This window comes from Klebsiella sp. KE9456, from assembly GCF_043832615.1.
Classification (GTDB): domain Bacteria; phylum Pseudomonadota; class Gammaproteobacteria; order Enterobacterales; family Enterobacteriaceae; genus Klebsiella; species Klebsiella indica.
The window spans coordinates 107,500-129,653 of the sequence record NZ_JBDYQK010000012.1 but is presented as its reverse complement, the minus strand read 5'-3'; the positions used below and the strand labels follow the sequence as shown (position 1 = coordinate 129,653).

Genomic DNA, 22,154 nt, shown 5'->3' with positions numbered 1-22,154 from the left:
CTCAGCCCTTATTCCTGAACATTATCAAATAAAATGGCCGAAACGGATGACAACGTTAATTCCATTATTGTAATAATATCGTACTACTATAGTGTACAACCATTGAGGTTCGCCATGACCATTCGCCATGCCAGCAGAGATGATTGCGCGGCAATCGCTGAAATCTACAACCATGCGGTGATGCATACCGCCGCTATCTGGAATGATAAAACCGTGGATACCGATAACCGTATCGCCTGGTTTGAGGCCCGACAACTAGCCGGTTATCCGGTACTGGTCAGCGAACAAAACGGCATTATTACCGGATATGCCTCGTTTGGGGAGTGGCGTGCCTTTGACGGGTTTCGTCATACCGTTGAACACTCTGTTTATGTTCATCCGGAACACCAGGGAAAAGGCGTAGGCCGCAGTCTGCTGGTTGCCTTAATTAGCGAAGCGAGGCGCCAGAACAAACACGTGATGGTCGCGGGCATTGAAGCGCAGAATCAGGCTTCTTTGCATCTGCATAAGGCCCTCGGCTTTATCACGACCGGACAAATGCCGCAGGTAGGCACAAAATTTGGTCGCTGGCTGGATCTGACCTTTATGCAACTCCAGCTCGACGATCGCCGCGATCCGGACGGCAGCGCATGAATCAGTCGCTGACCCTGGCCTGCCTGATTGCCGCTGGCGTCGGGCTGGTCTTGCAGAATACGCTGATGGTGCGAATCACCCAGTCCGCTTCCACGATTTTGATTGCGATGCTGCTCAACTCGCTGGTGGGAATTGTGATATTCGTAACGATACTGGCGCTACGTCATGGCGTTGCCGGGTTTCAGGAACTGGCGTACAGCGTAAAGTGGTGGACGCTCATTCCTGGCCTGCTGGGATCGTTTTTTGTCTTTGCCAGCATCAACGGCTACCAGCACGTCGGGGCGACGACGACGATTGCGCTGTTGATTGCCAGCCAGTTGGTCGGCGGGTTGGTGATTGATCTGCTTCGTGCGCACAACGTCCCAATTCGCGCGCTCATCGGCCCGCTCTGTGGCGCGGTGATGCTGGTGGCTGGCGCCTGGCTGGTGGCCAGACGCCAGTTTTAGCGGCGGAATTTACGCCTGTAATCATCTCGCGATTAAAACAGGCAATGAGGCGTATTTAGTGAATCTCGCCGCCGCGGGTCAGGTGCTCCCGGCGCGCGTCCTGCGCCTCTTGCTGTTGGCGCCCATGTTGAGCAATAGCCGTACGTAAACGCTGCTGTTGGCTATACCGCTCTTCACGTCCCAGCCCGGCGTCATCGCTCAGGGCAATCAGCAGTTCATTCATATGGCTAATGACGCCTTCCGCAATTGCGGCATCCACGCGGGCGATGACCTCATCCAGATGCGACATGCATATCTCCTTGCAGCTTAATTAAGTTTTACTTTGGAAAAATCGCTGCCCATCAGGCTCACGCTATAGCCACTGACGTTACTGCGCGTGGCGTAGAAGGTTTTACCAGTTGCCAGCGTGATCCAGGGGGCCTGCTGGTAAAAAATGTCCTGCGCCTGACCATATAGTCTGGCGCGTTCCTGCGGGTCACTGACCAGGATAGCCTTTTTCACCAGCGCATCATATGACTTATCGCACCAGCGGGCGACGTTAGAGCCGGTCTTAATATTGTCGCAACTTAACAGCGTACCGGCGAAATTATCCGGATCGCCATTATCGGACATCCAGCCAAACAGCGCGCTGTCGTGCTCACCTTTACGCATCCCCGCAAGGTATTCACCCCATTCATAAGTGACGATTTTAGCTTTAACCCCTACCTTGCTCCAGTCGCTCTGGATCATCTCCGCGATACGCCGCGAATTTGGGTTATACGGGCGCTGCACCGGCATGGACCACAGGGTCACTTCAGCGCCGTTTTGCAGCCCGGCCTGCTTAAGCAGCGCTTTCGCTTTTTGCGGATCATAGCTGTAATCCGGCAGATCCTGCTTATAACCGAGCATATTGGCCGGGATCGGCGATTTCGCTACCCTGCCGGAATCCAGAAAGACCGCTTTTACGATCGCCTGTTTGTCAGTGGCGTAGTTAAGCGCCTGACGTACCAGCACATTATCAAACGGTTTTTTCTCGGTGTTAAACGCCAGATAGCCAACGTTCAGCGCTTCCACCGAATGGAGCGCCAGGTCTTTATTGCCTTTAATTAGCGGGAACTGTACCGGCGACGGTGCCGGAATAATCTGGCATTCGTTGGTTTGCAGCTTCGCCAGACGCGTCTCGACGTTTGGCGTGATCGAGAAAATCAGATGTTTGGTCGGGACGGGGCCTTCCCAGTAGTGCGGGTTGGCGATATAACGAATCAGTGAATCCGCTTTATATTGCTGCAGCGCGTAAGGGCCTGTGCCGACAGGCCAGGTATCAACATATTCCGGCGTGCCTTTTTTCAGCATCGCATCGGCATATTCGGCAGAAAGGATCGAGGCAAAATCCATCCCCCAGTCGGCAAGAAAGGCCGCGTTCGGCTCGTTGAGGACAAACTGCACGTGGTAATCATCGATCTTTTTGACCTCTTTAATCAGCTTATCCAGGCCGACATCGTGGAAATACTCATAATGCCCTTGCGAAACATTGTGGTACGGGTGTTTATCATCTTTCTGGCGCAGAACTGAGAACAGGACATCATCGGCGTTGAAATCACGGGTCGGCTTAAAATATTTATTACTGTTGAATTTCACGCCCTTACGCAAAGTGAAAGTCCAGGTTTTGCCGTCCGGAGAGACGGTCCATGCAGTTGCCAGCGAAGGTATTGGCGTATTCTTTACCGGGTCGAAGTTAATCAGGCGGTTATACAGCACCTGTGAACTGGCGACAAAAGAAGGCCCTGAGCTGGCAATTTGTGGGTTAAAAGATTCCGGCGACGCTTCGGAGCAATAGACCAACGTGTCATTCCCCGCCGCCAGCACGCTGGCCGTTGGCAATAGTGCGCTCAACGCCAGCGCAAGAACGGTTTTCCTTGTAGACATGGTTATAAGCCTTATCAATTTATTATAAGTGCTCTAATCACAGCACAAGTGAATTCAACCGGCAAATAATCAATCGGTATCAGGTTATGCTAAAAACTGCCAGGTTGCCGATTAATTCAACATCCGTCTGTTTTTTTACCTTTGCTTCACTAATAAATGTGATGTTTGCAGAAGGTTATTAAAAAAGGGGGCGATAACCGCCCCGTTAGCACTATGCCGCGTAGCAACCCGCTACACTCGGCAAAATCGCCACCTCAGGAGAGGCTAACAATGACAATAACCTGCAATCTGTACACCAACGGCCAGTGGCACGATGCCGACACTCACGCCACCTTTACCCGTCACAACCCATTAACGGCAGAGATTGCCTCTATTGCCAGCGCCGCTGGCCTGGAGGATGCCCGTCGCTGCGCTGATACCGCTGACGGCGCATTTTTGCGATGGCGCGACACACTGCCGGCTGAACGTCGCCGCCTTCTGCTGGAGGCCGCAGAGCAAATCCTGTTACGCGAGGCGCGTTTTATTGCCGCCATGGCGGCGGAAACCGGGGCAACGGCACACTGGGCCGCCTTTAATGTTCATCTGTCGGCTGATATTCTGCGCGAAGCCGCCGCGCTGACGACCCAGATTGAGGGCCAGGTCATCCCTTCAAATGTGCCGGGCAACCTGGCGATGGGCATCCGTCAGGGGGCGGGTGTAGTGCTCAGCATCGCGCCCTGGAATGCCCCGTTGATCCTCGCGACGCGTGCCATTGCCACACCGCTGGCCTGCGGCAATGCGGTTATTCTTAAAGGCGCAGAGTTGTCTCCTGCGACCCAGGGGCTGATTATTGATGCCCTTGCGGCCGCGGGTTTTCCCGGCGGCGTGGTCAACTATCTGACCTGCACCCCCGACGACGCGCCAGACCTGGTGGCATCATTGATCGCCCATCCTGCCGTGCGCCGTGTCACTTTTACCGGTTCCACTGCGGTGGGCAGGATAATCGCCCGCACCTGTGGCGAACACCTGAAGCCCGCAGTGCTCGAACTGGGTGGCAAAGCGCCGCTGCTGGTACTGGATGACGCCGACCTCGAACAGGCTGCGGCAGGCGCAATTTTTGGTGCATTCGCCAATGCCGGGCAAATTTGTATGTCGACAGAACGGATCATCGTTGATGAGGCCGTCGCAGAAGAGTTTGTAGCCCTGCTTGCCCACCGGGCTGCCGCCCTGCCCGCCAGCCTTCTCGGTCCGGTCGTTGATATGAAAACCGTGGCTCACTGCAACGCATTGATCGAAGATGCGCTGGCGAAAGGGGCACGCCTGTTAGCCGGGGGCACGGCCAGTTCGACGCAGATGCCCGCTACGTTGCTGGATGGCGTAACCCGGGAAATGCGCATCTGGCGTGAAGAGTCGTTTGGCCCCGTGAAATCCATTATTCGCGTACAAAATGAATCGGAAGCACTGGCCGTCGCCAACGACAGTGAATATGGCCTCTCGTCAGCGATCTACAGCGCAGACAGCGCCCGGGCCTGGAATCTGGCGCAAAATCTGCAAACCGGCATTTGTCATATTAATGGCCCCACCGTGCATGATGAGGCACAAATGCCGTTCGGCGGCTGTAAAGCCTCGGGCTATGGCCGCTTTGGCGGACGCGCAGGAATTGCGGAATTTACTGAGTTACGTTGGATCACGCTGCAAACTCGCCCGCGTGAACTGCCGTTTTAAGTTTCCTGGCCGCCAGCGGTAATTAAATTCTCACAGGAGATTGAAAACGCTATCGGTAAGTTGACGTTCTGCAGAAGGCGCGTCGGGGGAACGGATGCACGGTGGCCCGTGACCGTTCCCCTGGATAAAGAAAGCGAAAAGAAAGCCTTCGTCGAATAACTGCCGTTAAACATGACTCTTTTTTACCCGACTATCCTGAGATTAACTGCCGGTCTCCATCAGAACAATGAGATCAGCAGCGCCATCGGAAAGCTAAACGGCCAGGTCGCGCCGATCAGCAACGCCGCCAGCAGGCGAACCCAGAGTTTATCCTTAGTTAAAAACCAGCTGATTATGGCGCAAATACACCCCATAACAGCATAAAAAATTAGCATTTTCTGGTATAAAGTCATTTTTTCTTCCTTCCCTGACAAGTCATAGCGTGCTGCGCAATACCCTTTCACATCCCGGAATAGGTCAGAGCCTGCCACGTGATAAAGCGGGTGGCAGGTTTCACGCTAAAAGCGGTTTTATCCGCCAGTGTAATCTGTGAGCGGGTATTATACCTGTCGAGGAATATTTATATGGATGATGTTGCGAACGTCTTTAGCAAAAAATCATTCTGAGTATGCTGGCGCAACGCATGTGCTTATCAGCCGGATATTGTTAGTTTTAATTTCGTATATGCGCTCTCAAAAAATAGCCATCAAAAGCTGCATGTTATGATTTGAAAGGACCGGCAGCGGACTCGTTCTTTTGTATGGCCAGCATCTTCAGGTTTTCAGGATCCCAGGCCGGTAACAGATCGACCTTCTCACTATCCCACTCCGCTGCAACACAGATAGATTCCGTAACACCCTGCTTTTCACATCCAATGATTCGCCTGGCTGGAAAATTTCCGTAGACAATCGCGGTGGCACAAGCGACAAAAAGAATACACGCTATTTTATTCAAAATAATATCAACGACCAAGTCACATATTGCGCCGAATGTTCGCATGAGCCGCGACAGGAAGTCAAACGCCCCGCCCCGTTAAATTATCATCTGGCTGATTCAGCGCACGGTAGGCCCAGCGTAGCTGCACCAATACCTCTGTTAGGCCATACACTGAATAGGGCTGGCGCCGACGGATAATAACAGCATTATTATTATGGTTTATTTCCACTATCGATAGCTGCCGCTGAATAAAGAAGGTTACTTTAGTATTGCGAATGATAAATTGAAAATAAGCGAACCATCCGCAATATTCATTAAATTTTATACATTTGCGTTCCCATGGCGATATCACGATCACCATTTTTGGCAGGGACCGGGCGATAGCCGTATGCGGGAAAACGCACAACCACCATAAAAAAACGATAAATATCAATTAATTATAATTAAATTACTCTGTCTGCGTATAACGGATACAGGTTTAAATGACAAAAAATATCATTTGCAATGTTTTGCACAAAATTATAAATTCATAAGCGAAAATTATACAAAGATCATTTTTTGCTCATTTGATTTTGAGGTGGTACATGACCGAAATCGCCGTGCTTATTGTGGCGTTAATTTTACTGGTGACTGCGATTTATAATCTTATTTCTTATCTTCGCGATCGCCGACAAACAAGTTTGCCGAGGAAAAAAACAAAACATTAGCCTGATAATCATTTTAATCAATAATAAATCCGTTGCTGCATAACGATTAATTGCAGGTATTCCGCGATCTTTTTTTGTCTCAACCTCCTGTACCCTGACTTCGCCATCCTGTGAACGACATCGCTGTTGAGGACCAGACTCACTGTTTCACTGAAGAATACCTGAAAGGCAGTCAGACTTTCACCTGAACACAGCCTTTGACTTTCGCATTATACCGCGTCATGTCATGACGCGGCCTGGCGTCCTCATGAAACAGGCGATACCCCTGATTGTCCTACCCGTGCTTGATCATCACATGCCTGATGGTGGTGTAGTCTTCCAGACCGTACATCGACATATCCTTGCCGTAGCCGGAGCTTTTTTGTCCGCCATGCGGCATTTCACTGACCAGCATAAAATGCGTATTCACCCAGGTGCAGCCATACTGTAAACGCGCGCTCAGGCGATGCGCCCGGCCAACATCCCTGGTCCATACCGACGATGCCAGGCCATACTGTGAATCATTAGCCCAGTCGAGCACCTGCTCTTCATCGGCAAATGAAGTAACGCTGACTACCGGGCCAAATACCTCACGCTGTACGATGGCGTCCTCCTGTCTTGCCCCCGCCAGCAGCGTGGGCTGATAGTAGTAACCTTCTCCTGGCGCTTTGCTTCCCCCAGTAACGACCTGTATATGCGGCAACGCGCGAGCGGCATCCACAGCGGCACTGACTCTCTCCAGATGCGCAAGGGAACTGAGCGGCCCCAGTTCCGTCGTTTCATCGTCCGGTGACCCCATTTTCAGACTGGCGACCGCTGCGCCGAGTTTCTCCACCAGCTGTTGATAAATACCGGCCTGGGCATAAATACGGCACGCGGCGGTACAATCCTGACCGGCGTTATAAAAACCGAAGGTTCTTACGCCCTCAACCACTGCGTCAATATCCGCATCGTCAAAGACAATCACCGGCGCTTTGCCACCCAGTTCCATATGGGTACGTTTAATCGACGACGCCGTATGGCTGATAATATGCGCCCCGGTGGCAATCGAACCGGTCAATGACACCATTCTGACTTTTGCGTGTGCGGTCAGGGGATCACCCACGCTGGCCCCTCGGCCAGACAGCACGTTCAGCACCCCAGCGGGAAAAATATCTTTTGCCAGTTCAGCCAGTTTCAGCGCGGTTAATGGCGTAATTTCTGAAGGTTTGATCACCACACAGTTACCCGCCGCCAGTGCGGGGGCCAGCTTCCAGGCCGCCATCATCAGCGGATAGTTCCACGGTGCAATAGAGGCAACAACGCCAACCGGGTCACGGCGGATCATGGATGTATGTCCTTCGAGATACTCGCCTGCGGCCATACCGGGCAGACAGCGTGCTGCCCCGGCAAAAAAACGGAACACATCGGCTATCGCCGGTAGTTCATCATTGACCACACAGTGCAGCGGTTTACCGCAGTTGAGGGACTCCAGCTCGGCCAACGCCTGCGCATTTTCGGTAATCGCCTCCGCCAGCTTAAGCAGGCACTCCGCGCGGGTTTTCGGCGTAGTCTGGCTCCAGCTGGCAAACGCCCGATCGGCGGCCTCAACCGCCGCATCGACCTGTGCCGCACTGGCTTCCGCGATCGACAAAATCTCCTCACCGGTGGCAGGATTAAATACCGGCACCTTCTCGCCTTCTCCAGCCACTAACTTACCGTTAATCAAAAGGTTATTTTGCATAGCATGCATCCTGTATCGGTATATTATTTTCCGTTTTCAGCGCTGGTGTCGCCGTCACGGGTGAGCCACCAGGCCCCCAAAATTGGTATCATCGTCACCACCATCACCAGCAACGCGACCACGTTGGTGACTGGCACATCCCGCGGACGCCCCAGTTGGTTAAGCAGCCAGAGCGGCAGCGTACGTTCATGGCCAGCGGTAAATGTGGTCACGATAATTTCATCGAACGACAAGGCAAACGCCAGCATTCCCCCCGCCAGCAACGCCGACCCTAAATTGGGGAGCACCACGTAACGGAAGGTTTGCCAGGCCGTTGCACCTAAATCCATTGATGCTTCCACCAGGCTCCACGACGTCCGGCGAAAGCGGGCAATAACATTGTTAAACACCACCACCACGCAAAACGTCGCATGACCCACAACGATGGTCAGCAGCCCAGGCTCCAGATTCACTGCCTTAAAAGCCGTCAGCAGCGCGAGGCCGGTAATAATGCCCGGCAACGCAATCGGCAACAGCAGCAGCAGCGACACGGCGTTTTTGCCAAAAAAACGGCTGCGCCACAGAGCACCTGCAGCCAGCGTGCCAAGTATCAGCGCAATGGCTGTCGACAGCGCGGCCACTTTTAGTGACAACGTCACAGATTCAATGATATCGCTGCGCCCCGCCGCTTCATGAAACCAACGCAAAGTCAGGCCCTGGGGTGGGAAGCTGAAAGCGGCATCTTCGGTATTAAACGCATAGAGCGCGATAATCAGCAGCGGGAAATGCAGAAACAGTACGCCCCCCCAGGTTGCGGCTTTGAGTAACAGCGGTGCGCGTTCAGAGTGCATCGAATGCCCCCAGACGTTTCACCAACGCCAGATAGAGAGCAATCAGGACAATGGGCACCAGGGTAAACGCTGCCGCCATCGGCATATTGCCGATCGCCCCCTGCTGGGAATAAACCATATTGCCAATGAAAAAACCCGGCGGCCCCACCAGTTGCGGGACGATAAAGTCGCCCAGCGTCAGGGAGAAGGTAAAAATCGACCCGGCGGCAATGCCGGGAATCGCCAGCGGCAGCACCACGTAGCGGAAGGTCTGGCGAGGATATGCGCCAAGATCGGCGGAGGCCTGGAGCAACGATGGCGGCAATCGTTCCAGCGCCGCCTGAACCGGCAGGATCATAAACGGCAGCCAGATATAGACAAACACCAGAAAACGTCCCAACCCGGAAGTCGACAGCGTACTGCCCCCCACCGCCGGAATAGTCAGCACCATGCTCAGCACGCTTTCCAGCCCGAGATGCCGCAAAAACCACTGCGTCACGCCATCTTTCGCCAGCAACAATGTCCAGGCATAGGCTTTAACGATATAGCTCGCCCACATCGGCAGCATCACCGCGATATAAAAAAACGCCTTCATTTTGCCGCGGGTGTAACGCGCCATATACCAGGCCATCGGCAACGCCAGAATGGCGCTGGCGAGAGTGACGGCAAGCGCCATCACCAGCGTGCGCACAATAATATCGTAATTTGCCGGGCTAAATAACGCCCACAGATTGGCCAGCGTCAGTTCGCTGGTGACCGACATGGTAAAATCATCGAAGGTGTAAAAGCTTTGCCATAAAAGGGTCAGGAGCGAGCCCAGATAGACAATGCCAAACCACATTAGCGGCCCCAACAGCAGTAAAAACAATGCCAGCGAAGGCCTGCGCCAGAAGAATCCGGACAGACGTCCACCGGAAGTCGACGGAATAGCCAGGGTCATCTCAGTCTCCACTCTCTAACGGCACCATTGATTCCCGAGACCATGAGGCCAGCACCGTTTGCCCTACCGGCGGCGCGTTCAACGCCGAGCCGCCATCACTATTCGCCTGACTCACCAGCAGCTTTTCGCCTCCCGGCAGTTTCAGTTCGACGCGTGTCGCAGCGCCCTGATATTGTACCGCCTGCACCACCCCCTCAATCTGAACCTCTCCGGCAACATTCAAACGAATGTGTTCCGGGCGCAGCGACCACATCCCCGGCATCGCGCACAATTTTTGTGAAAACGCAGGGTTAAAGACATTGGCGGTGCCGACAAATCCGGCAACGAACGCCGTTTTAGGCCGCAGGTAGAGTGTCTGAGGCGCATCAACCTGTTCAATGCGTCCATGATTAAACACCGCGACGCGATCGGACATCGAGAGCGCCTCGCCCTGATCGTGGGTAACAAAAATAAAGGTGATCCCCAGATCCTGTTGCAGTTTTTTCAGTTCAACCTGCATCTGCTCGCGCAGTTTTAAATCCAGCGCACCCAGCGGTTCATCCAGCAGCAAAACGCGCGGCTGATTGACCAGTGCCCTGGCTATCGCGACCCGCTGACGCTGACCGCCGGAAAGGTGCGCGGGTTTGCGCGCGTGGACAAAACCGAGCGCGACCTTCTCCAGCGCTTCATGAGCGCGGGCATGGCGTTCTTTTTTACCGATTCCTTTGACCATCAGCCCATAGGCGACGTTATCAAGCACCGACATATGCGGAAACAGCGCGTAATCCTGAAAAACGGTATTCACATCGCGCTGCCAGGGAGACAGTTCGCTGGCCGATTGACCAAAGATACGAATCGTCCCACCGGAAAGCTGCTCAAACCCGGCAATCAGACGCAGACAGGTCGTTTTGCCGGAGCCTGACGGCCCCAGCATCGAGAAAAATTCACCGTCGCGAATGGCGATACTGACGCCATCCACGGCCCGCACATCACCGTATTGCCGCGAAACGTTATCAAATTCAACCGCGTGCATTCTCTTCGCCCCTGGCTGCTCAACGACCGCCCATAATCGCGATGTAATCCTGAGTCCAGCGGCTGTAGGGAACAAATTTGCCACCTTCAGACACCGGCGTTTTCCAGAACGCAATTTTCGAGAACGCATTGTAGCCATTGGTCTCGCAGCCTTTATCGCCCAGCAACGTGCTGGCTTTACAGCCCTGCGGGACCACCGGCAGTGAACCAAACCAGGCGGCGACATCGCCCTGAACTTTCGGCGTCAGCGACCAGTTCATCCATTTATAGGCGCACACCGGATGTTTGGCGTCGCTATGCAGCATGGTGGTGTCCGCCCAGCCGGTTACCCCTTCTTTCGGGAAGACGGTGGCGATCGGTTGACCTTCTGCTTTCAGGGCGTTGGCCTGATACGGCCAGGCGCCGGATGCCACCACGCCTTCGTTTTTAAAATCGCTCATCTGTACGGTGGTATCGTGCCAATAGCGATGAATCAGCGGGTGCTGAGCGCGCAGCACTTTCAGTACCGCCTGGTACTGCGCCTCGGTAAGCTGGTAGGGATCGGTGATGCCCAGTTGCGGCTGCGTGGCTTTGACAAACAGCGCGGCGTCGGCAATATAAATCGGCCCGTCATAGGCCTGCACGCGGCCCTGATTGGTTTTGCCGTCCGGCAGCGTTTGTTTCACAAAGACCACGCTCCAGCTATCGGGCGGGGTCGGGAACGTTTTGCTGTTATACATCAGCAGGTTAGGCCCCCATTGATACGGCGTGCCGTAAACCTTACCGCCGACGTTAAACCATGCGCCGTTTGCGACACGCGGATCGAGGGTCTTCCAGTTGGCGATCAGCGCGGTGTTAATCGGCTGCACGCGCTTACCCATAATCAGGCGCAGAGACGCATCGCCGGATGCGGTCACCAGATCGTAGCCGCCTTTAGCCATCAGGCTGACCATTTCGTCAGACGTTGCGGCGGTTTTAACATTTACCTGGCAGCCGGACTCTTTTTCAAACTGGGTGACCCAGTCGTAGCTTTTATCCGTCTGTCCCCGTTCGATATATCCCGGCCAGGCGATAATATCGAGACGGCCTTCGCCTTTATCGAGAGACACCGGCGGCTCTGCGGCCTGCGCCGTCAGAAAAGCCATACCCAGCACACAAAGGCTACCACGGGCAATTTTTTTGCTCATCGGGTCTTACTCCTGTCACAAGAAAATTAGCGGCAGCCATGCCGTAAAAATATCTCCCTTAATAACAGTAGACGGCACGTTATGGCCCCAGGAGAAATTTATTCAGGTTGTGACAAGGGGCGCATTACGCAAAAAACGAGATACTCTGGATAACTTTATGGATTATAGACAAGGAGTTAGCCGGAGAAAACGACTATGCATATTTCCTATGACTAATGGCGGAGTAATAATATCAAAAATGATAGCCGATATATTGGTATCACTTTGATAGCCCTTTATGTCAATTTAGTAAAAAACACATTCACCATTAATTGCCCAATATGATTAAATATCAGGGAAATTACTATATTGGCGATTATCAATAAGCTTCTATTATAAAATTAAACGGTCATATTTACCCCCAAAATCATTCGAATGAGCAGAAAAAAGATGAACCGTTTTGAATCGTACTGGCCTCGTTGCGAAGCGGCAAAACCGGGGGACGGATAACGCAAAAAGTACGCCAGACACGGACTTTCACCCTGCAATACAGCAGCCTGCTGGCGGTTCTTATGGATGAGGCGAGTTATGCCGCAATCCATTCGCCAACAGCCTGAAATAGATCGTCGATATAACCCCCATTAGTTTTGGTATGGAAAATGCTTTAAAAGAAAGGTCTGTTAATAAAGACCTGCAAGACGAGCATAGATGCCTTCAAATAGCAGTTTAAGGCCCAGACAGAATGGAGGATATATGAATAATGACACTCTGGATGTCGCACCACCGACACCAGCTAATAACGCACCGCCGCCATTTTTTTCAAAAGCACGTATTATCGCCAGGCCGGGATTTAACCGCTGGCTTGTCCCGCCTGCAGCATTAGCTATCCATTTATGTATTGGTATGGCCTATGGCTTCTCTGTTTTCTGGTTACCGCTTTCAAAAGCAATTGGTATTACGGCACCTGTAACCTGTCCAGCAAACATGCGTTTTTTTCAGCAGGTGATTTCAACCACCTGTGACTGGAAAATCTCTATGCTCGGCTGGACATATACGTTGTTTTTTATTTTTCTTGGTTGTTCTGCCGCAATCTGGGGCACCTGGCTGGAGAAGGCCGGGCCACGCAAAGTTGGATTGGTATCCACGCTATGCTGGTGCGGTGGCCTGCTCATCTCAACCGTTGGCGTCTATCTGCATCAGATATGGATGCTATGGCTCGGCTCTGGCGTTATCGGCGGGATAGGTCTGGGACTGGGATATATTTCGCCTGTTTCAACCCTGATTCGCTGGTTCCCCGACAAGCGTGGTATGGCAACAGGCATGGCAATTATGGGGTTTGGCGGGGGGGCGATGGTTGGCGCGCCTCTGGCAAATAAGCTGATGACCTATTTTGCCAGCGCGGATGGTTTAGGGGTGTGGCAGAGCTTCCTGGTCATGTCGGTTATCTACACCCTCTTTATGGTTTCAGGCGCTATTGCTTACCGTATTCCGCCAATTGGCTGGAAACCGGCTGGCTGGACGCCTCCGGAACCTAAGGCTAACAAGATGAAAATAACAGAACGGCATGTGCACGTCAGCGTGGCCTGTAAAACACCGCAGTTCTGGCTGTGCTGGGCCGTACTCTGCCTGAATGTTTCCGCTGGTATCGGTATTATCGGCATGGCTTCGCCGCTTCTGCAGGAAGTCTTTGCCGGCAAACTGCTGGGCAATACGCTCACCTACAATCAACTTAATGCTTCGCAGCTGACCAGTATCGCCGCTATTGCAGCAGGCTTTACCGGTTTGTTGAGCCTGTTCAATATTGGCGGTCGTTTTTTCTGGGCGTCCTGCTCTGACTGGTTTGGGCGCAAAACGACTTTTGCCCTGTTCTTCTCCATCGGTATTGCGCTGTACGCCTCCGTCCCCTGGCTGGGGCAAATGGGTAATGTGGTACTGTTTGTGATTGCATTCTGCATCATCATCTCAATGTACGGCGGCGGTTTCGCCACGATCCCCGCCTATCTGGCCGACCTGTTCGGGACGCAAATGGTGGGCGCAATTCATGGCCGGCTGTTAACCGCCTGGGCCGCTGCGGGTGTACTGGGGCCCGTGCTGGTGAACTACCTGCGCGAATATCAGCTAAACGCCGGTGTACCTCAGGCTGATGTATACAACATAACCCTCTATATTCTGGCCGCGATGCTGGGGCTGGGACTATTGTGTAACCTGATGATTCGCCCGGTCGCAGATAAATACTATATGACAGAGGCAGAGCTGGCGGCTGCTCGCTCAATGTATAACGTGAATCCCAATGCTGCACTCGAATGGAATGCGTCTCCTGGCAGTAAGCCTGTTGTAGCGTTGGCATGGCTGATTGTTGGCGTACCGTTGCTATGGGGGGTATGGGTCACGCTGCAACAGACGGCCGCATTGTTCCATTAGAGGCGTTTTTAACGAAAATGGCTCTGTTGCGGATACAGCGCCATTTTTATGTTTATCGTCAGATAAACGTCCGGGAAAAGACAACGCTACACCAGCATCTCGCGGATCAATTCACCCAATCGTTTCACTCCCTGCTCTTCTCTTTCGCCCCAGCCCCATGCGGTATTAAAGCGGAAAAATGAGGTCCAGCTTGCGGTGGTGGAAAACATTTTACCCGGCGCGATGCTGATGTTATGAGTCAGTGCGCGGGCGCTAAGTTCTCCAGCATCGACGCCAGCCGGGAGCTCAAGCCAGAGGAAATAGCCGCTATCGCTATGATGAATTTTCACCTCCGCAGGGAGATGACGCAACAATGCCTGCCAGGCCTGCTGTTTGCGTTCGGCGAGCTGACGACGTAAACGCCGCAAATGCGCGTCGTAACGCTTGGTGGCAAGATAGTCCACCAGCGCCAGTTGCATTGGCGAACTGGTGGAAAGCGTGCTCATCAACTGTAGCTGCTGGATTCGCCGGGCGTGCCTGCCCGCCGCCACCCAGCCGATGCGAAACCCTGGCACCAGACACTTGGAGAAAGAGCTACAGTGTAGCGTCATGTCATCGCGATCCCAGAACTTCGCTGGTAACGGTTTTTCGCGGCCAAAATAGAGCTCGCTATAGACATCATCTTCAATCAGCATCACGTTGTAGCGTGCCAGCAGCGCCACCAGCCGGGATTTTTTCTCTGCGCTAAGGGTAAAGCCGAGCGGATTTTGCCCGTTGGTCATCAGCCAGCAGGCTTTGACCGGGTAGTTCTGTAACGCCTGTTCCAGCGCGGCAAGGTCGATCCCCTCTCTGACATCCGTCGCCACCGACAAGGCCTTGAGACGCAGCCTTTCCAGCGCCTGTAGCGCCCCGTAGAAGCAGGGATTTTCCACCACGACCCAGTCGCCGGGTTCAGTGACCGCCTGCAGGCTAAGGTTGAGCGCTTCCAGCGCTCCGGCGGTAATAACGATATCGTCCGGGGAGATATTCATCCCCTGAAGCGCATAGCGTCGGGCAATCGCATGCCGCAATTTATCGCTGCCCGGCGGCAGGTTTTCAATCACGCTCATGGCCGTCGCGGTTTTGCTCACCTGCGCCAGCGAGCGGTTGAGTTGCGGTAAGGGAAACAGACGCGGATCGGGGAAAGCGGAGGCAAACGGCAGCATCGACGCCTGACGACTGGCCTGCAGCACCTCAAAAATGTAGGTATTAATGTCAACCGATTCATCGCGGGTCACCTGCGCGGGCGGCTCAGCCTGGCGCTGTTTGCTCGGTTGCGGGGCAACATAATAGCCCGACTGTGGACGCGCGATAACCCGTCCCTGACTTTCCAGCAGTTGATAGGCGTGGCTGACGGTCATAAAGCTCATCCCGCTGCTTACCACTTGTTCACGCAGTGAGGGTAGCCGATCCCCGGGTAGCCACACCCCAAGCGTAATCTGTTCGCTAATCTGCTGCGCCAACTGCTGATACTTTTTCATTACGCATTCCGCTTCGCCATTCTCAGGAACAATAATATATCAGATGAAAAATAATAGTCGGTTATAAAAACTGTTATAGGAAAAAACCCCTTTTCTGTTCCTGCAACGCATTTATAACCCGGCTTAGAATTGCGCTGAATCAATTTTATTGCGGAGTTTTGCATGTTCGGCCTCGACGCATTCCACCTGGCGCGGATCCAGTTCGCCTTCACCGTGTCATTTCATATTATCTTCCCCGCCATCACCATCGGGTTAGCCAGCTACCTGGCCGTGCTGGAAGGCTTATGGTTAAAAACCCAAAATCCGACCTGGCGCTCGCTTTACCACTTCTGGTCGAAAATCTTCGCCGTCAACTTTGGTATGGGCGTGGTTTCCGGACTGGTGATGGCCTGGCAGTTCGGAACAAACTGGAGCGGATTCTCCGGGTTCGCCGGGAGCATTACCGGCCCTCTGCTGACCTATGAAGTCCTGAGCGCCTTCTTCCTTGAAGCCGGATTCCTCGGGGTGATGTTGTTTGGCTGGAATCGTGTCGGCCCCGGCCTTCACTTCTTTGCCACCTGTATGGTGGCGCTGGGGACGATTATCTCCACGTTCTGGATCCTCGCCTCCAATAGCTGGATGCAAACGCCGCAGGGGTTTGAGATCGTCAACGGCCAGGTGGTGCCGGTGGACTGGTTCGCGGTTATTTTTAATCCATCGTTCCCTTACCGTCTGCTGCATATGTCGCTGGCGGCCTTTCTCAGCAGCGCGCTATTCGTCGGCGCCTCAGCGGCATGGCACCTGTTGCGCGGCAACAATACCCCCGCCGTTCGTGCGATGTTCTCCATGGCGCTATGGATGACGCTGATTGTCGCCCCTATTCAGGCAACGATCGGCGATATGCACGGGCTGAATACGCTCAAGTACCAGCCCGCCAAGATCGCCGCCATTGAAGGCCACTGGGAGAATATCCCCGGAGAACCCACCCCGCTGCTGCTATTCGGCTGGCCGGATATGCAACGGGAACGTACTCGCTATGGTCTGGAAATTCCTGCCCTCGGTAGCCTGATTCTCACCCATAGTCTGGATAAACAGGTTCCCGCGCTGAAGGCGTTCGCCCCGCAAGATCGTCCTGATTCCACCATCGTTTTCTGGTCTTTCCGCCTGATGGCCGGGCTAGGCATGCTGATGCTCCTGCTCGGCGCGCTGGGCCTGTGGCTGCGTTATCGCGGCCGACTGTATCATTGCCGCCCCTTTTTACGCTTTGCGCTGTGGATGGGCCCCTCGGGGCTGATTGCCATCCTTGCGGGCTGGGTCACGACAGAAGTGGGCCGTCAGCCCTGGGTCGTTTACGGCGTACTGCGTACCGCTGATGCCGTTTCCGCGCACGGTACCCTGCATATGTCGATCAGTCTTTTGACCTTTATTGTGGTCTATAGCGCGGTATTCGGTATCGGCTATAGCTACATGCTACGTCTGATTCGTAAAGGACCACAGGAAGCGCAGCCAGCGACCTCAGGCACGCCAGCACGCCCACTCTCTGCCGCAATGGACGATTTTAAATCTAAGGAGTCTCGTTAAATGGGTATCGACTTATCCGTCATTTGGTTTGTCATTATCGTTTTCGCCATCCTGATGTATATCGTGATGGATGGCTTCGATCTGGGCATTGGCATGTTATTCAGCGTCACGCGGGATGTCGCCGATCGTGACGTCATGGTGAATAGCGTCGCCCCGGTCTGGGACGGCAACGAAACCTGGCTGGTGCTTGGCGGTGCTGGCCTGTTTGGCGCGTTTCCGTTGGCCTACGCGGTGATTATTGATGCCCTCACGATCCCACTCACTCTGATGCTGATCGGCCTTATTTTTCGCGGCGTCGCTTTTGAATTTCGTTTTAACGCTACCCCATCACACCGCCCGTTTTGGGATATCGCCTTTATGGGGGGCTCGATTCTCGCGACGTTCACCCAGGGAATGGTGGTTGGCGCGGTAATCAACGGCTTCGCGGTAAGCGACCGCCATTTTAGCGGCGAAATGTTTGACTGGCTCACGCCGTTTACTCTGTTCTGCGGTTTGGGGTTGTGTATTGCCTATGCACTGCTGGGCGCCAGTTGGCTGGTGATGAAAAGCGAAAATTCGCTACACAGAAATATGCGAGTCATCGCACGCGGTTTGCTGCTGGCTCTGCTGATCGTTATTGCCGGCATCAGCATCTGGACTCCGTTAACCCAACCGGCCATTGCCGAACGCTGGTTCAGTTTGCCTGACCTCTTCTTCCTGCTACCGGTACCGTTGCTGGTCGCGTCCCTAAGCGCCTGGTTATGGCGCACGCTGCATAACAGCACCAGCCACCTGCTGCCTTTTGTCCTCACGCTGGGACTGATCTTTCTCGGTTTTGGCGGTCTGGGCATCAGTATATGGCCGCATATTATTCCACCGGGCATTACTCTCTGGCAGGCTGCCGCGCCCCCGCAAAGTCAGGGTTTTATGCTGGTCGGCGCGTTGCTTATTTTGCCGGTAATCCTCGGCTACACCTTCTGGAGTTACTACGTATTTCGCGGCAAAGTTCAACATGGAGAGGGATACCACTGATGCAACAATTATGGCTCAAGAGAATATTATGGATGCTCGCCCTGTGGGGAGCCAGCGTACTCGCGCTGGCGGCAATAAGTCTGGGATTCAGGCTATTAATGACCGCGGCAGGACTAAAGGCCTAAGACATCCTGCGGCAATGAAACTGATTGCCGTATCTCCATCTTGTCTCCATTTTTATTTGCTGAAATCGCTAAGCACATAAAAATAAAGGATGTCGTGATGAAAAAGATTTTTTTGTTATCCGCAGTGATGACGCTTGGGCTGTCGTCGTTCGTTTTTGCAGCAGATAACCCGCCCCCGCCGCCAGAAAAAACTTCCGCGACGCAGCACAATAACGATCGCCAGCAGAAAGCGCGTCAGCACGACGGCAGGCAAGCGGCGAAAGGCAAGAAGCATGACGGTAAACACCAGCCGAAAGGTGTGCGCAAGGATGGCAAACAGTCGCCAAAAGGTGAGCATAAAGACGGTAAGCAGAACAATAAGCCGTTACCGCCGAAAAACTAAATTGCCCCTCCGCCCGATAGCGAACCTGTCGGGCTTTTTTTCGCCCTCTGTCAGGCGACGCTGACAAAGGATTTTCCCTTCTTTGATAACCGCAGAAATAAGCTCAACAAATCCCTGGCATAGTGAGCCACAGTTAGCGACAGAACGGAAAAAAGTATGTTTAAGAGATACATCGCGACGTTACTGCTAATGTGTGCGCTGTTTTCCGGGCACGTGCTGGCCCGCAAACAAGGGCACGATTTCTTCCCGATTCAAAGTCTCGAACAACAATTGCGACATGAAGCAGACAGCGATGAACTGCGCAGTCGGAGCGAGGAAGCCGCATCCGACCTGCGCGAACATCATCACTGGCAGAATGCACGGAAACCCAAAATGCATGACGACCGGTAGCAACTCTCGGCGCTCAGATGCCCTTACGTTTCGGCAGCGTTTTCAACAGATCATCCGGACTGACAGAAGCCACGATACTGCCAGGCAGCGGCATTTTCAGGATATGGTTTTTTATCTTGCCGATCACATGCATTTCGCAAGGACGGCAATCAAATTTCAGCGTGAGCACTTCATCGCCATGAATCAGCTGCATTGGCGTGGCTTTCCAGCTCTTAATAGAGCCTTTCGCCTGTTTTGGGCACAGATTAAAGGCAAAGCGCAGGCAGTGCTTAGTGATCATTACCGGCACGTCTCCCTTCTCTTCATGTGCTTCATAGGCGGCATCAATTAACTGCACGCCGTAACGCTGATAAAACTCGCGCGCCTTATGGTTATAAACGTTCGCCAGAAACGACAGATGGGTTTCCGGATAAACAGGCGGCGGTACGCAAACCGGTTTACGGCGGCCGCGCACTACTGCCCTGAGACGCGCATCGTCCAGTATTTCAGCCGTTTCACGGCGCAACTGGTTTAACAGGCTATTGGGTACGAACAGCGCCGGGAGCGTAATCTGTACATCACGCGCGTAGTAAATTGTCTGGCCTAACCTGGCCACGCCGTCACGTAAGCTGGCCCTCGCTTTCTCCGCCTGGGTCGCCTCGACAAACTCACCGTCCAGAGTATGCGTAACGCTCACCCCCTCTTCGCTGGTCATGGTCAGAACCAGTTGTTCCTGCCATCCGCTTAGTTCGATATCTACTGCGATTCGACGCTCGCTGGACGTTTTCAACAGCGCCTGCTGCCAGTTATGATCGAGGTTACGGTTTAACGGCTGATGCGGTCGCGCTTTATATAAATCGGCAGGCATTTCGTTTGGCCAGACGCGATAACGGTTTTCGCCGGTTTTTTCTACCGTGTTGGCGCGAAAGCCGACAATTTCACGTTTAATCATTACGTTAAGCCCGTCACCGTTGGCCAGCGCTTCGCTCACTTCAACATCAAGAAAATCTTTGCCGACTTTCAGAACCTCCCCCACCGGCAGGCCAATAAACTTCGGCGAGTCAAACGCGCCAATGTCGCCCTTGCGCGCATGAACAAAATAGTCGGTGCTGCCGCGATGAAAAGTTTTATCCGTGGATGGGACAAAGAAATGTTCGGTCCGGCCCGCAGAGGAACGGGCAAGGTCGCCGCGATCGTCGATGATCGCGTCGAGCATCTGGCGATAATGCGCGGTGATATTCTTCACGTAGCTCATATCCTTATACCGGCCTTCGATCTTAAACGAGCGTACGCCCGCATCAATCAGCGCGGCCAGGTTGGCGGTCTGATCGTTATCTTTCATCGACAGCAGGTGTTTTTCGTAGGCCACCACGCGCCCCTGATCGTCTTTCAGGGTATAAGGGAGACGACAAGCCTGGGAGCAGTCGCCGCGATTGGCGCTGCGGCCGGTCTGCGCGTGAGAAATATTGCACTGCCCGGAATAGGCCACGCATAAAGCGCCATGAATAAAGAATTCAATGGTCGCATCGGTGTTATCGTAAATCGCTTTGATCTGCTGCAGATTCAGCTCACGCGCCAGAACGATCTGGCTGAAACCGACATCGGAGAGGAATTTTGCTTTCTCAACGCTGCGAATGTCGCACTGGGTGCTGGCATGCAGCTCAATTGGCGGAATGTCCAGCTCCATGACCCCCATATCCTGGACAATCAGCGCATCCACGCCGGTTTCATACAGGTCAGTAATCAGGCGCCGGGCGGGTTCCAGTTCATCATCATGCAGAATGGTATTCAGGGTCACAAACACTTTGGCGCCGTAGCGATGGGCAAACGGTACCAGATTTGCGATATCGCTCAGGCTGTTGCTGGCATTGTGGCGCGCGCCAAATCCCGGTCCGCCGATATAGACCGCGTCCGCGCCGTGCAAAATCGCTTCACGGGCAATCCCGGCATCGCGGGCAGGACTCAGTAGTTCAAGATGATGGTTTTGCAGGCGCATACGTTCGTCGTTATCCATTATAGGGGGCGAAATGGCGGCTATTGTAGTCAGAACGCCACGCAGACCAAAATGTTTTCCGCTACCGCCGCAGCGGGAATTTTTACTTTTCAGCAACGCATTGAAGAAAAATGTGTTTCTCTGGAAAAATGTCCGCGGATACCGTTATCACGTATTGCGGATTTTCCACGTCATGGTGTGATTATTATCTTAGTCATTTGCCAGGCCGCGGCTTTTGTTTTCTTTCGGATAATGAATCAGCGAATGGAAATGGGCTGTCTGCACGCCGTTATTGCGATAGGCATGGGCGACATCACCGGCGAAACGTCGCCCTTCGCCGGGCCGTAGTGACTGCCATTCCCCCTGCAAACAGAGTTCCAGTTCACCGCTAATCACCACCACATGCTCGATAACGCCTTTCTCATGGGGTGCGGATTCGCTCAGCGCGCCGGGAGCCAGCGTAACGGATAAATGATCGAATCGCAGCACCGGATCCCAGGGAAAAATGGGCGTCACCACCATGGCCTGCTGCTGGGGATCAAACACCGTCGGCCCGGCGGCGTTATCGGCAACGATAAAGGCAGAAAACGGCACGTTGAGGCCGGTGGCGATTTTCCACAGCGTGGCAACCGTCGGGCTGGATTCGTTACGTTCAATCTGGCCAAGCATCGCTTTCGATACGCTGGTTTCTTCCGCCAGTCGCGACAGGCTCCAGCCACGCTGTTGACGTAGTGTTTTTAACGTTGTCGACAGATGTTGCGCAATATTCATTCCACCTCCCGTTATATCTGAAGGAATTATACGCATATTCAATGGATTCCACAGAACGTTTAGCGGTAAACGCGATTGCGCACCGTGTCAGCCTGACGCAATAGCG

General features: G+C 53.6%; 22 protein-coding genes. 10 read left to right on the top strand and 12 right to left on the bottom strand.

Annotated elements, in window-relative coordinates; genetic code table 11:
* Positions 1-114: 114 nt before the first annotated feature.
* On the top strand, positions 115-633 hold the full coding sequence (locus ABK821_RS14195; RefSeq protein WP_142501919.1) for a GNAT family N-acetyltransferase: 519 nt from the start codon (positions 115-117) through the stop codon (positions 631-633).
* The gene (locus ABK821_RS14190; RefSeq protein WP_138362241.1) at positions 630-1,079 is read left to right on the top strand and encodes a DMT family transporter; all 450 of its coding nucleotides are present in this window, start codon (positions 630-632) and stop codon (positions 1,077-1,079) included. The genes ABK821_RS14195 and ABK821_RS14190 overlap by 4 nt, the downstream gene beginning before the upstream one ends.
* Before the next feature lie 55 nt (positions 1,080-1,134).
* Here ABK821_RS14190 and ABK821_RS14185 read toward each other — a convergent pair whose 3' ends face one another.
* Positions 1,135-1,368, bottom strand: coding sequence for a DUF2526 family protein (locus ABK821_RS14185; RefSeq protein ID WP_142501917.1), 234 nt, complete (start codon positions 1,366-1,368; stop codon positions 1,135-1,137).
* Between the two features lie 17 nt (positions 1,369-1,385).
* Positions 1,386-2,984, bottom strand: a complete 1,599-nt coding sequence (locus ABK821_RS14180) for an ABC transporter substrate-binding protein (protein WP_138362239.1) — start codon at positions 2,982-2,984, stop codon at positions 1,386-1,388.
* A gap of 270 nt (positions 2,985-3,254) precedes the next feature.
* On the opposite strand from ABK821_RS14180, the gene ABK821_RS14175 reads away from it, so the two are divergent.
* The gene (locus ABK821_RS14175) at positions 3,255-4,688 is read left to right on the top strand and encodes an aldehyde dehydrogenase (protein ID WP_142501916.1); all 1,434 of its coding nucleotides are present in this window, start codon (positions 3,255-3,257) and stop codon (positions 4,686-4,688) included.
* A 218-nt stretch (positions 4,689-4,906) separates the two neighbouring features.
* On the opposite strand, the gene ABK821_RS14170 is transcribed toward ABK821_RS14175, so the two are convergent.
* Positions 4,907-5,080, bottom strand: coding sequence for a GhoT/OrtT family toxin (locus ABK821_RS14170; protein WP_138362237.1), 174 nt, complete (start codon positions 5,078-5,080; stop codon positions 4,907-4,909).
* A 307-nt stretch (positions 5,081-5,387) separates the two neighbouring features.
* Positions 5,388-5,666, bottom strand: coding sequence for a hypothetical protein (locus ABK821_RS14165; protein WP_138362236.1), 279 nt, complete (start codon positions 5,664-5,666; stop codon positions 5,388-5,390).
* A gap of 521 nt (positions 5,667-6,187) precedes the next feature.
* On the opposite strand from ABK821_RS14165, the gene ABK821_RS14160 reads away from it, so the two are divergent.
* Positions 6,188-6,310, top strand: a complete 123-nt coding sequence (locus ABK821_RS14160; RefSeq protein WP_138362234.1) for a small membrane protein — start codon at positions 6,188-6,190, stop codon at positions 6,308-6,310.
* 274 nt (positions 6,311-6,584) lie between these two features.
* Here the strand turns inward: ABK821_RS14160 and patD are convergent, their stop codons facing one another.
* From patD to ydcS, 5 genes are read right to left on the bottom strand one after another with little or no spacing between them, the layout of a single operon-like run.
* The gene (patD, locus tag ABK821_RS14155; protein WP_142501914.1) at positions 6,585-8,012 is read right to left on the bottom strand and encodes an aminobutyraldehyde dehydrogenase; all 1,428 of its coding nucleotides are present in this window, start codon (positions 8,010-8,012) and stop codon (positions 6,585-6,587) included.
* Positions 8,013-8,035: 23 nt separating this feature from the next.
* A complete protein-coding gene (locus tag ABK821_RS14150) occupies positions 8,036-8,842 on the bottom strand; it encodes an ABC transporter permease (RefSeq protein WP_308563385.1) in 807 nt (268 codons plus the stop codon).
* A complete protein-coding gene (locus ABK821_RS14145; RefSeq protein ID WP_138362231.1) occupies positions 8,832-9,761 on the bottom strand; it encodes an ABC transporter permease in 930 nt (309 codons plus the stop codon). Before ABK821_RS14145 ends, ABK821_RS14150 begins: the two co-directional genes overlap by 11 nt.
* Before the next feature lies 1 nt (position 9,762).
* Entirely contained in the window at positions 9,763-10,773 is a 1,011-nt protein-coding gene (locus tag ABK821_RS14140) for an ABC transporter ATP-binding protein (RefSeq protein ID WP_308563382.1), read from the bottom strand.
* Positions 10,774-10,792: 19 nt separating this feature from the next.
* Entirely contained in the window at positions 10,793-11,938 is a 1,146-nt protein-coding gene (gene ydcS, locus ABK821_RS14135; RefSeq protein WP_343178398.1) for a putative ABC transporter substrate-binding protein YdcS, read from the bottom strand.
* Between the two features lie 732 nt (positions 11,939-12,670).
* Here ydcS and ABK821_RS14130 point away from each other — a divergent pair.
* Positions 12,671-14,338, top strand: a complete 1,668-nt coding sequence (locus tag ABK821_RS14130; protein WP_343178399.1) for an OFA family MFS transporter — start codon at positions 12,671-12,673, stop codon at positions 14,336-14,338.
* An 86-nt stretch (positions 14,339-14,424) separates the two neighbouring features.
* Here ABK821_RS14130 and ABK821_RS14125 read toward each other — a convergent pair whose 3' ends face one another.
* Positions 14,425-15,837, bottom strand: coding sequence for a PLP-dependent aminotransferase family protein (locus ABK821_RS14125; RefSeq protein ID WP_138362227.1), 1,413 nt, complete (start codon positions 15,835-15,837; stop codon positions 14,425-14,427).
* Between the two features lie 162 nt (positions 15,838-15,999).
* Here ABK821_RS14125 and ABK821_RS14120 point away from each other — a divergent pair, with 162 nt between their 5' ends.
* The 5 genes from ABK821_RS14120 to ABK821_RS14100 all read left to right on the top strand — a co-directional run bounded on the left by ABK821_RS14120 (position 16,000) and on the right by ABK821_RS14100 (position 19,305).
* Complete coding sequence (locus tag ABK821_RS14120; RefSeq protein ID WP_308563376.1) at positions 16,000-17,397, top strand: cytochrome ubiquinol oxidase subunit I; 1,398 nt, start codon at positions 16,000-16,002, stop codon at positions 17,395-17,397.
* Positions 17,398-18,408, top strand: coding sequence for a cytochrome d ubiquinol oxidase subunit II (gene cydB / locus ABK821_RS14115; RefSeq protein ID WP_343178400.1), 1,011 nt, complete (start codon positions 17,398-17,400; stop codon positions 18,406-18,408).
* Complete coding sequence (locus ABK821_RS14110; protein ID WP_138362224.1) at positions 18,408-18,533, top strand: DUF2474 domain-containing protein; 126 nt, start codon at positions 18,408-18,410, stop codon at positions 18,531-18,533. The genes cydB and ABK821_RS14110 overlap by 1 nt, the downstream gene beginning before the upstream one ends.
* Before the next feature lie 97 nt (positions 18,534-18,630).
* Complete coding sequence (locus ABK821_RS14105; RefSeq protein WP_343178401.1) at positions 18,631-18,915, top strand: hypothetical protein; 285 nt, start codon at positions 18,631-18,633, stop codon at positions 18,913-18,915.
* Positions 18,916-19,071: 156 nt separating this feature from the next.
* The gene (locus ABK821_RS14100) at positions 19,072-19,305 is read left to right on the top strand and encodes a DUF2554 family protein (protein ID WP_138362222.1); all 234 of its coding nucleotides are present in this window, start codon (positions 19,072-19,074) and stop codon (positions 19,303-19,305) included.
* Positions 19,306-19,318: 13 nt separating this feature from the next.
* Here the strand turns inward: ABK821_RS14100 and ABK821_RS14095 are convergent, their stop codons facing one another.
* Complete coding sequence (locus ABK821_RS14095) at positions 19,319-21,280, bottom strand: U32 family peptidase (protein ID WP_343178402.1); 1,962 nt, start codon at positions 21,278-21,280, stop codon at positions 19,319-19,321.
* Positions 21,281-21,487: 207 nt separating this feature from the next.
* The gene (locus ABK821_RS14090; RefSeq protein ID WP_138362220.1) at positions 21,488-22,048 is read right to left on the bottom strand and encodes a helix-turn-helix domain-containing protein; all 561 of its coding nucleotides are present in this window, start codon (positions 22,046-22,048) and stop codon (positions 21,488-21,490) included.
* Between the last annotated feature and the right edge of the window lie 106 nt (positions 22,049-22,154).

Coding starts and splice junctions, on each gene's coding strand:
- ABK821_RS14120 (WP_308563376.1), top strand. CDS start 16,000: ATGTTCGGCCTCGACGCATTCCACCTGGCGCGGATCCAGTTCGCCTTC.
- ABK821_RS14165 (WP_138362236.1), bottom strand. CDS start 5,666: ATGCGAACATTCGGCGCAATATGTGACTTGGTCGTTGATATTATTTTG.
- ydcS (WP_343178398.1), bottom strand. CDS start 11,938: ATGAGCAAAAAAATTGCCCGTGGTAGCCTTTGTGTGCTGGGTATGGCT.
- patD (WP_142501914.1), bottom strand. CDS start 8,012: ATGCAAAATAACCTTTTGATTAACGGTAAGTTAGTGGCTGGAGAAGGC.
- ABK821_RS14140 (WP_308563382.1), bottom strand. CDS start 10,773: ATGCACGCGGTTGAATTTGATAACGTTTCGCGGCAATACGGTGATGTG.
- ABK821_RS14125 (WP_138362227.1), bottom strand. CDS start 15,837: ATGAAAAAGTATCAGCAGTTGGCGCAGCAGATTAGCGAACAGATTACG.
- ABK821_RS14095 (WP_343178402.1), bottom strand. CDS start 21,280: ATGCGCCTGCAAAACCATCATCTTGAACTACTGAGTCCTGCCCGCGAT.
- ABK821_RS14105 (WP_343178401.1), top strand. CDS start 18,631: ATGAAAAAGATTTTTTTGTTATCCGCAGTGATGACGCTTGGGCTGTCG.
- ABK821_RS14175 (WP_142501916.1), top strand. CDS start 3,255: ATGACAATAACCTGCAATCTGTACACCAACGGCCAGTGGCACGATGCC.
- ABK821_RS14110 (WP_138362224.1), top strand. CDS start 18,408: ATGCAACAATTATGGCTCAAGAGAATATTATGGATGCTCGCCCTGTGG.
- ABK821_RS14185 (WP_142501917.1), bottom strand. CDS start 1,368: ATGTCGCATCTGGATGAGGTCATCGCCCGCGTGGATGCCGCAATTGCG.
- ABK821_RS14180 (WP_138362239.1), bottom strand. CDS start 2,984: ATGTCTACAAGGAAAACCGTTCTTGCGCTGGCGTTGAGCGCACTATTG.
- ABK821_RS14190 (WP_138362241.1), top strand. CDS start 630: ATGAATCAGTCGCTGACCCTGGCCTGCCTGATTGCCGCTGGCGTCGGG.
- ABK821_RS14130 (WP_343178399.1), top strand. CDS start 12,671: ATGAATAATGACACTCTGGATGTCGCACCACCGACACCAGCTAATAAC.
- ABK821_RS14195 (WP_142501919.1), top strand. CDS start 115: ATGACCATTCGCCATGCCAGCAGAGATGATTGCGCGGCAATCGCTGAA.
- ABK821_RS14160 (WP_138362234.1), top strand. CDS start 6,188: ATGACCGAAATCGCCGTGCTTATTGTGGCGTTAATTTTACTGGTGACT.
- ABK821_RS14100 (WP_138362222.1), top strand. CDS start 19,072: ATGTTTAAGAGATACATCGCGACGTTACTGCTAATGTGTGCGCTGTTT.
- ABK821_RS14150 (WP_308563385.1), bottom strand. CDS start 8,842: ATGCACTCTGAACGCGCACCGCTGTTACTCAAAGCCGCAACCTGGGGG.
- ABK821_RS14170 (WP_138362237.1), bottom strand. CDS start 5,080: ATGACTTTATACCAGAAAATGCTAATTTTTTATGCTGTTATGGGGTGT.
- cydB (WP_343178400.1), top strand. CDS start 17,398: ATGGGTATCGACTTATCCGTCATTTGGTTTGTCATTATCGTTTTCGCC.
- ABK821_RS14145 (WP_138362231.1), bottom strand. CDS start 9,761: ATGACCCTGGCTATTCCGTCGACTTCCGGTGGACGTCTGTCCGGATTC.
- ABK821_RS14090 (WP_138362220.1), bottom strand. CDS start 22,048: ATGAATATTGCGCAACATCTGTCGACAACGTTAAAAACACTACGTCAA.